General features: G+C 41.0%; 2 protein-coding genes and 1 pseudogene. All 3 read right to left on the bottom strand.

Annotated features, from left to right (window positions below):
* Positions 1 to 344 (bottom strand): annotated as a pseudogene (locus AC1DRQ_RS30465) (homoserine dehydrogenase); the annotation flags it as partial.
* Positions 344 to 1399 carry a homoserine O-acetyltransferase family protein gene (locus tag AC1DRQ_RS30460; RefSeq protein WP_477429714.1) on the bottom strand — a complete coding sequence of 352 codons (1056 nt, stop codon included), beginning with the start codon at positions 1397 to 1399 and terminating at the stop codon, positions 344 to 346. The pseudogene AC1DRQ_RS30465 and the gene AC1DRQ_RS30460, both read right to left, overlap by 1 nt.
* A gap of 132 nt (positions 1400 to 1531) precedes the next feature.
* Positions 1532 to 2857 carry an O-acetylhomoserine aminocarboxypropyltransferase/cysteine synthase family protein gene (locus AC1DRQ_RS30455; protein WP_477429712.1) on the bottom strand — a complete coding sequence of 442 codons (1326 nt, stop codon included), beginning with the start codon at positions 2855 to 2857 and terminating at the stop codon, positions 1532 to 1534.
* Between the last annotated feature and the right edge of the window lie 148 nt (positions 2858 to 3005).

The raw sequence follows: 3005 nt of genomic DNA, 5'->3' as shown, positions 1-3005 counted from the left end.
GTGCCATATTTATGCTGCAGATCGATCAACTCGTCCAAATGCAGGGCTATCATTTTTTTACTGGCCGAAACCACGTTTTTACCCGTGCTAAGTGCTCTTGATACAATTTCAAATGCGGCTTCGGTATCATTTATCAGCTCAACAATGGTGTTGATCTCCGGATTGTTAAGTAGTTCGTCCCTGTCAGTTGTAAATAAATGTGCTGGTAAGGAGCGTTGTTTATGTTCGTCCTTGATCGCAATTTTAACTATTTCAAGATTTAAGTGTTTTGTTTTGATGATATCATATAGTCCCTGTCCAACTACTCCAAATCCAAATAATCCGATATTTAACTTTTTACTCATTACGCTGTACGTTGCAATTCTATAATTTTTCCTTTTACATCAGTTTTAAAAAACGATGTGATGATATTTGTTAATGCTTCTGTTTCAATTAAAAACCCATCATGTCCATAAAACGAATCCAGTTCGGCAAAAGCCGATTTGGGAATGTGCCTGAACAAGTATTCCTGCTCCTCAATTGGAAATAATACATCTGATTTAATACCGATCACCAATGTACGGGCCTTGATATGACTAAGTGCCTTTTCAACCCCATTACGATTGCGCCCTACGTTGTGCGAATCCATAGTTTTGGTTAAATACCAGTAACTATGCGCATTAAACCTGTTCACTAATTTTTCGCCCTGGTAATTTTGGTAAGTAGCAGCACGGTAATCATCTGTTTTACTATCGGTTTCTTCCTGTTGGGTTATTGAATAAGTTTTATAACCGCGATAGGAGAGCAGGGCTATGCTCCTTGCCGCTTTAAGCCCTTTTTGACCGCCATCAGATGTATTGGCATAAAAAGTACGGTCGGTACTGATAGCGAGGCGCTGTGACTCGTTAAAGGCAATTCCCCAGGGAGAATGACGCGCGTTGGTAGCTATCAGGATCAGGTTTTTAATACGCTCCGGTTCTATGATACCCCATTCAATGGCCTGCTGCCCGCCAAGTGAGCCACCTATCAGGATATGAATATGATCTATCTGCAGATGATCTGCCAGCAATTGATGTGCTTTAATAATATCCCGAATGGTAAATTTTGGAAACGCCTGAAAATATGGCTGCCCGGTTACCGGGTTAATACTTAAAGGGTTGGTTGTACCATAAGGCGACCCTAATATGTTGGCACATACTATAAAATGTTCCTCAGGGTTAAACAGACTGCCGGTGCCTACCAATCCTTTCCACCAGTCAAATACATCAGCATTAGCTGTAAGGGCGTGGCAAATCCACACTACATTATCTTTCTGTTTATTTAACCTGCCATAGGTATGAAAACCAATTTCCAGTTCCTGTATCTGCTGACCTGACTCGAACTCAAATGTTTGTGTGTACTTAAATATTTCTGTGTTCATTCTTCTGTTTTGTTATTCCGGGTGGTTTAAGTCTTTAGTCAGAAGTCTTGAGTCTGAAGTTATTAGACTTGAGACTTTAGGCTTAGTACTTAAAACCATCCGTTACAACTTTACTATATCACTTAAAAAAAACTATACTAATTGGGCAGCAAGCTGCTTTATTTTGGCAAATGCCTGTACAAAATCGGCCTTAATATCATCAATATGCTCAATACCTACAGACACACGTAATGATGTTGGCGTAACCCCAGCCGCCAACTGTTCCTCATCTGAAAGCTGTTGATGTGTAGTGGCTGATGGCTGAATGATTAACGTTTTAGCATCTCCCAAATTGGCCAGGTGACTTACCAGTTGCAAACTGTCAATAAAGTTACTGGCCTGTTGTTTATCGCCTTTGATCTCAAATGATAATACACCACCAAAACCATTTTTTAAATACTTTTTAGCTAATGTATGGTATTTGGATGATGGCAGGCCCGGATAATTAACCGAAGCCACCTGCGGATGCTTCTCAAGCCATTTGGMCAGCTCCAATGCATTATCAACATGACGCTGCACACGCAGGGAAAGGGTTTCTAAACCCTGTATATTCAGCCATGAATTAAACGGTGCCTGTGAAGGGCCAAAATCGCGCAGGCCCTCTACACGGGCACGTATAATAAACTGGATATTGCCAAACGGTCCTCCAATGCCAAATACATCTGCAAATACCAAACCGTGATAACCTTCTGATGGTTCGGTAAATTGCGGGAATTTTCCGTTGGCCCAGTTATAATTACCACCATCAACTATTACACCGCCTATGGTAGTGCCATGGCCGCCTATCCATTTGGTAGATGATTGCACTACGATATGTGCCCCATGATCTAACGGGCGGAATAAATATCCGGCCGCGCCAAATGTATTATCGACTATTAAAGGCAGATCATATTTTTTGGCCAGGGCGCCAACTTTGTCAAAATCGGCAATAGTAAAGCCCGGGTTACCAACGGTTTCCAGGTAAATAGCTTTGGTTTTATCATCAATTAATGTTTCTAAACTTTCGGCGGTATCATCTTTAGCAAAGCGGACATCAATACCCAGGCGTTTAAAGGAAACCTTAAACTGGTTATAAGTACCACCATATAAAAAAGGGGAGGTCACAAAGTTATCGCCAACCTGCAATATATTATTTAATGCAAGAAATTGCGAAGCCTGACCAGATGCGGTAGCCAACGCTGCAACACCACCCTCTAAAGCCGCTATGCGTTTTTCAAACACATCAGTAGTAGGGTTCATGATACGGGTGTATATATTCCCAAATTCTTTCAGCGCGAAAAGGTTTGCGCCATGCTCGGCATTATTAAATACGTACGATGTGGTTTGATAAATAGGAACAGCCCTTGCACCTGTAGTAGGGTCAACTTCCTGACCAGCATGTAATTGTAGGGTTTCGAATTTTAAGTTGTTGGCAGACATTGTTTTACGGTTTTTAAATGTGTTTAATTAAATTTTTAATGATCCTATAGATTTTGTCAACCCGGTAATTGATCTTTACCAGTTGTTAAACACGAGCATTTTTCAGTTATTGAAAATGGGACGTGTTAGGTCAGTCAACAGCAGCAAC

It is taken from the genome of Mucilaginibacter sp. P4_E8 (assembly GCF_056401495.1).
Note: the sequence above shows the minus strand (reverse complement) of the source record. Positions and strands in the feature narration are given on the sequence as shown.

Bases quoted from the DNA above. Each gene is read 5' to 3' on its own strand.
- AC1DRQ_RS30460 (WP_477429714.1), bottom strand. From the start codon at position 1,399: ATGAACACAGAAATATTTAAGTACACACAAACATTTGAGTTCGAGTCA.